The organism is uncultured Rikenella sp., from assembly GCF_910577125.1.
GTDB lineage: Bacteria > Bacteroidota > Bacteroidia > Bacteroidales > Rikenellaceae > Rikenella.
In genome coordinates this window covers 1-6,006 of the sequence record NZ_CAJTMN010000114.1, presented here as the reverse complement: position 1 = coordinate 6,006, position 6,006 = coordinate 1, and the positions used below count along the sequence as shown (strand labels likewise).

Below are 6,006 nucleotides of genomic sequence, written 5' to 3'. Positions count from 1 at the left end.
CCCCCCCGCCACAACCTCACCCAACCCACAATCCGATCCTCTGCCCCTTTCGGCCTACCGCCCCATTCTGCGGCATTCGTCCTCGGCGCACCCCCTCGTGCCGGTGCCGGCGGGCACTCCGAAATAGTAGCCTCTACCCAAACCGGGGCTACCCCAATCCAAGCAGCCTCTACTCCAAACAACCGGTCACCTTCCCGGCCTACTTCTCCTTCGCCCAGCCTCTGGCCCGCTCGACCGCCCGGTGCCAGTCCGTCAACAGCCGTTCCGCCTCCGGCTCCGGCAGGAGCGGTGCGAAAGCCCGATCCAGTTTCCAGAGCTGCTGCAACTCTTCGAGCCCCTCCCAGTAGCCCACCGCCAGCCCAGCCAGAAACGCCGCCCCCATCGCCGTAGACTCCAGCGTCAGAGGCCGCAGGATGTTCCCCCGCGAGACATCCGCCTGGAACTGCATCAGGAAATTGTTCGCCACCGCCCCGCCGTCCACCCGCATCTCGCGGGACAGCGCTCCCACATCGCTCTCCATCGCCGCCAGAATGTCGTAGACCTCGTAGGCGATCCCCTCGAGCGCCGCCCGCGCCAGATAGGCCGACGTCGTCCCCCGCGTGATCCCCACGATCGTCCCCCGCGCATACTGATCCCAGTAGGGCGCCCCCAGCCCCGTCAGAGCCGGTACGAAGTAGACCCCGCCGTTGTCCGGCACCGACTGAGCCAGCTCCTCCGTCTCGGCCGACGACTTCACCACATGCACCGCATCCCGCAGCCACTGGATCACCGCCCCGCCCACGAAGGCGCTCCCCTCCAGCGCATAGGTCACCCGCCCGCCGATCCGCCAGGCGATGGTCGTCAGGAGGCGGTTCTTCGACGCCACCGCCTGGTCGCCCGTGTTCGCCATCATGAAACACCCCGTGCCGTAGGTGGTTTTGACCATCCCCGGCTCGGTGCAGAGCTGGCCGAAAAGAGCCGCCTGCTGGTCGCCCGCGATGCCCGAGATCGGAATCTTGGTCGAAAAGAGCGTCGTGGCCGTATCGCAATAGATCTCGCTGCTGTCGCACACCTCCGGAAGCAGCGATTCCGGGATGTCGAACAGCTCCAGCAGCTCGCGGTCCCACTCCAGCGTGTGGATGTTGAAGAGCATCGTCCGCGAGGCGTTGCTCACGTCGGTGACGTGCACCCGGCCGCGGGTGAACTTCCACACGATCCAGCTGTCCACGGTGCCGAAACAGAGCTTTCCCTTTTCGGCCCGTTCTCTGGCCCCCTCGACGTGGTCGAGAATCCACTTGATTTTTGTGGCCGAGAAGTAGGCGTCGAGCATCAGGCCTGTCTTGGCCCGAATCGTTTCGGCCCGCCCCTCGCGCTTGAGGAGCTCGCAGTAGTCGGCCGTCCGCCTGTCCTGCCACACGATGGCGTTGTAGATGGGCAGCGAGGTCTCGCGATCCCAGATGATGGTCGTTTCACGCTGGTTGGTGATCCCGATGCAGGCGATGTCGAGCCCCGTGAGGTCGGCTTTGGCAACGGCTTCGGCGGCCACGGAGGACTGGGTGTACCAGATCTCGCCCGGGTCGTGCTCGACCCATCCGGGACGCGGAAAGATCTGTTCGAAGGGCTTCTGGGCGAAGGCCACGATGTTGCCTCCGTGGTCGACGATAATCGCGCGCGAGGAGGTCGTCCCCTGATCCAAAGCCAGAATGTATTTCTGTGTCAGTTCGGTTGCCATGATGAATAATAGTTCGGTGTTTCGTATTGTTTTTTGACCGGACGGAACCGTACCTTTTCTGAAGAAAAGGTACCCAAAAGACTTTTCCATAGGTCGTCCCGGTGGGACGACCACGGGTTTTCTCCGCCTTGTTCGTTGGGCTGTGATTTTCAGGCGAAGCGCGCTATTGTGCTACGTAATACTTTAAGCGCGCCCGCCGAAAATCCAGCCCAACCAATCGGTCAGACACGGCCAGAGCATCCCGCAGGGATGCGCTCTGAAGTTTTTTTGGTTCTTTTTGTTCACAAAAAGAACAGTACCCTCCCATTCAAAACGATATACGGAAATCAAATTATTTCAGCAGGTAGCCGTTTGCCAGCGCCGTGAACGCCTCGACCTGTTCCTGCTGCCAGTGCTCGTCGCGGCCCGACTCCGTAGCCATCAGAGCCGCCACCGCCGGCGCCATCGTTATCGCCGCGCGGGCGTCCAGCAACAGCATCCGGAGCCGGCGTGCCAGGACATCCTCCACCGTCACCGCCATCTCCTCGCGCACCGCCCAGACCACCTCCGCCCCCGTGTAAGGATAGTCCGGGTGGAGCCGTTCGGCCAGCTCCGGCCGTTCGTTCGCCAATGCCCGCACCTTCGGCTCGTCCGCACCGTAGAAGTAGAGCGGTTTGTCGAAGTCCGTCGGTTCGTGGTAGCCGTGGATCGGATAGTGGGCCGTCATGCACTCCCGCGGCGGCAGGAGATTCAGCGCGATCGCCCGGTCGATCGTATCCTGCGCCATCTTGCGGTACGTCGTCCACTTCCCGCCCGTGATGGTGATGAGGTTCGACGGCGAGACGATGATCTTGTGACTTCGCGAGATCTCCTTCGTGCTTTTCCCCTCCTCTTTGGGCGCCGCCAGCGGCCGGAGCCCCGCGAAGACCGACAGCACGTCCTCCCGTGTGGGTTTGCGCGTCAGGTAGCGTCCCGCCGTGTCGAGGATGAAGCGGATCTCCTCTTCCAACGCTCTGGGTTCCAGCTCGGGCCGTTCGCGGAGCGTGTCCGTCGTCCCCACGATCACCCGGTCGTGCCACGGTACGGCGAACAGCACCCTTCCGTCGTCCGTCCGGGGGATCATCACGGCATCCGTTCCGCCGAGGAACGAGCGGTCCAGCACGAGGTGTATCCCCTGGCTGGGCCGGACGATCGGCCGGTCTTCCGGGTTGTCCATCCGCAGGATCGAATCGACGAAGACCCCCGTCGCATTGATTACTGTCCGGCTCCGCGCTTCGTACGTTTCGCCCGTCAGTCGGTCTTCGACCCGCACGCCGTCGACCGTGCCGTCCTGTTTTTTGAGCAGCCCCGTCACCCGGGCGTAGTTCATGACGAAACCGCCGGCGTCCATGGCGGTCTGGGCCAGATTGACTGCCATCCGCGCGTCGTCGAACTGCCCGTCGTGGTAGAGGACGCCGCCCCGGAGCCCTTCGGCCCGGAGTCCGGGGATGAGTTCGAGGGTGGTTTTGCGCTTCTTGGGCAGCGATTTGCCGAGTCCCAGCCGCCCGGCCATCAGGTCGTAGAGGGTGAGTCCGATGGTGTAGAACGGTTTCTCCCACCACCGGTAGCAGGGGATGACGAAGGCTTCGTTTTTGACCAGGTGGGGGGCGTTTCGTTGGAGGAGTCCGCGTTCCCTGAGGGCTTCGAGGACGAGTCCGACGTCGCCCTGAGCCAGGTAGCGGACTCCGCCGTGGACGAGTTTGGTGCTCCGGCTGGAGGTTCCTTTGGCGAAGTCCTCCTGTTCGACGAGGAGGGTGCTGAAACCGCGTGTAGCGGCGTCTACGGCGATTCCGAGCCCGGTGGCTCCTCCGCCGATCACGATGATGTCCCAGATGCGTTCGCGGTTTGCGAGCGCCCGGATGCTGTCTTGTCGGTTCATGGTTCGGGTCGATTTTTTGAAGAGGCGATCAGCAAATTCTGCGCCAGAGTGCTCGCGGGTCTGGGCGGGGTAGCGCGCGGTGGAGCTCCGTGCCGGACGGAACTGGCCTCGGGCCGCGCGGGCCCCACTTAGTAAGGCGAAGAGAACCCTAACAAAACACCCAACGGGTGCATGGACGGGCGATGCTTACGAATCGCTAAGGCAGCCTCGGCCCAACTCTCCATTCGCGCGCCGGGGAAATCCTGTCCCAGCACAAAACAAAAGGCAAAATATTTATGATATTTGTATCTGCAACCCTACGGGAAACCCATGAAAATCGTAATCGACGACAAAATCCCCTTTATCCGGGGCGTGTTCGAGCCCTATGCCGAAACGGTCTACGCTCCCGGAGGAACTTTCACGGCCGACACGGTGCGCGAGGCCGACGCGCTGATCATCCGGACACGAACGATCTGCAACGAAGCGTTGCTGGCCGGGAGCCGGGTGCGGATGATCGCCACGGCGACCATCGGCTACGACCACATCGACACGGCGTATTGCCGCCGGGCGGGAATCGAGGTGGCGACGGCCGCCGGATGCAATGCGCGCGGAGTGCTCCAATGGGTCTTCGCCGCGCTGGAGACGCTCGGGGTGCGGCCGGAGGGGACGACGCTCGGGATCGTGGGCGTAGGACATGTCGGCGAGGCGGTGCGCGAGGCGGCCGTGGCGGCGGGTTTCGATGTGGTCTGCTGCGACCCGCCGAGGGTTCGGCGCGGCGAGCTGGGAACGGAACGATTCGTTGCGCTGAAAGAGCTGCTCGAACGGGCCGATGTCGTGACGTTGCACGTGCCGCTGGACGAGACGACGCGGGAGATGGCCTCGGAAGCGTTTTTCGCCGCGGCGAAACGGGGGGTGGTCTTTCTGAACAGTTCGCGGGGAGAGGTCGTCCATGAAACGGCTCTGAAACAAGCCTTAAGGAGCGGTCGGGTCTCGCGGGCCGCATTAGACGTCTGGCCTCATGAGCCGCTGATCGACAGAGAGTTATTAGACCTGACGACGATAGCGACGCCGCACGTGGCGGGGTATTCGCTACAGGGCAAGGCGATGGGGACGGCGATGGCGGTACGGGCCGTGGCGGCGTTTCTGGGGCTTCCGATAGCAGAGGACTGGTATCCGGCGGAGGCTCCGGAACGGCATCCGCGCAGGGGGCTGAGCTGGGAGGAGATTACGGCCGGAATGGCACGACATTACGATATCCGGACCGATGACACGGCTTTACGTGCGGCTCCGGAGCGGTTCGAAGAGCTGCGGGGAGACTACCGTTTCCGCCCGGAATTTTTCTAACTCAAATTCGACATTCGGACATGAAAATCTACACACGGAAAGGAGACGACGGGACGACTTCGCTGATCGGCGGAACGCGCGCACCGAAAGACGACCCGCGGATCGAGGCTTACGGCACGGTGGACGAACTGATGGCTCACACGGGTTATCTACATGATATACTGAACGATACCTTCGCGAAAGAACGCGCTCGGCTGGAGTGGATTCTCGATCGGCTGATGAGTTGCGCATCGCTGCTGGCGGCCGAGGGAGAGGTGGGGAAGCGTCTGCCGCAGGTCTATGCCGAGGATATCGCCCGGCTGGAGCGGAACATCGACGGTCTGCTGGCCGGTCTTCCTGAATTGCAGCATTTTACGTTACCCTGCGGTTTGGCTTCGCTGTCGTATGCGCACGTCTGTCGGACGGTGTGCCGGCGGGCGGAACGACGAGTCGTGAGCGCGGCTGAGCGTTATCCGGAGGTGCCGGGGGTGGTGCGTGAGTTTCTGAACCGGCTGTCGGACTACTTTTATGCTTTGGGAAGATATCTGGGGCATGCGGGGGGAGCACACGAGGTGCGGTGGGAGCCGCGGGTCTGAGTCTTTTCTTTTTTCGGACCAGACGGAGAAGGGCAGGCCGCCCCGGGCTTCCGCGATGCGGGTAATTACAGCATATGGGGCGATCTGATAGCCGTCGGCAAGGACGGGTACAGCTGGTCGTCTGCCATCAGCAGTATCAGTAGCGTTTACTTGGGTTTTTACACACAGTACCTCGCTCCCAGCGACGGAAACGGCCGCGGCCATGGTCTTCAGTTGCGTTGCCTCTCGGAATAAACGGGGCCGCTCGCACCCACAGGGTGTTTTACTACCAGCCTCGGCCTTAAACGGGCAGCCTCTACCCTAAACTACCGGCACCTCTACCCAATTGGGCCGACACTGCCGCAGCGATGCGCAAGCATCGCCCGTCCCGCCGGGGTCACCCGGACGCCGCCCGCGCAGGGCAGTTCCATCCGGCACAATGCTTGACCGCGCGCCACGCCTTAATAGGGAAATCGTCAAAACTCGCTTGCGTGTTTTGACTGGATTTCCCATGGCGCGCG

At 62.9% G+C, this 6,006-nt stretch carries 4 protein-coding genes; 2 read left to right on the top strand and 2 right to left on the bottom strand.

All coding sequences use genetic code 11. From position 1 onward, the window contains the following. Window positions 1-199: 199 nt before the first annotated feature. Complete coding sequence (glpK, locus tag QZ292_RS09235; RefSeq protein ID WP_294600846.1) at window positions 200-1,711, bottom strand: glycerol kinase GlpK; 1,512 nt, start codon at window positions 1,709-1,711, stop codon at window positions 200-202. Between the two features lie 331 nt (window positions 1,712-2,042). Then, window positions 2,043-3,608, bottom strand: a complete 1,566-nt coding sequence (locus tag QZ292_RS09230) for a glycerol-3-phosphate dehydrogenase/oxidase (protein ID WP_294600844.1) — start codon at window positions 3,606-3,608, stop codon at window positions 2,043-2,045. 309 nt (window positions 3,609-3,917) lie between these two features. On the opposite strand from QZ292_RS09230, the gene QZ292_RS09225 reads away from it, so the two are divergent. Beyond that, window positions 3,918-4,931, top strand: a complete 1,014-nt coding sequence (locus tag QZ292_RS09225) for a 4-phosphoerythronate dehydrogenase (RefSeq protein ID WP_294600841.1) — start codon at window positions 3,918-3,920, stop codon at window positions 4,929-4,931. 20 nt (window positions 4,932-4,951) lie between these two features. Next, complete coding sequence (locus QZ292_RS09220; RefSeq protein WP_294600839.1) at window positions 4,952-5,506, top strand: cob(I)yrinic acid a,c-diamide adenosyltransferase; 555 nt, start codon at window positions 4,952-4,954, stop codon at window positions 5,504-5,506. The last annotated feature ends 500 nt before the right edge of the window (window positions 5,507-6,006 follow it).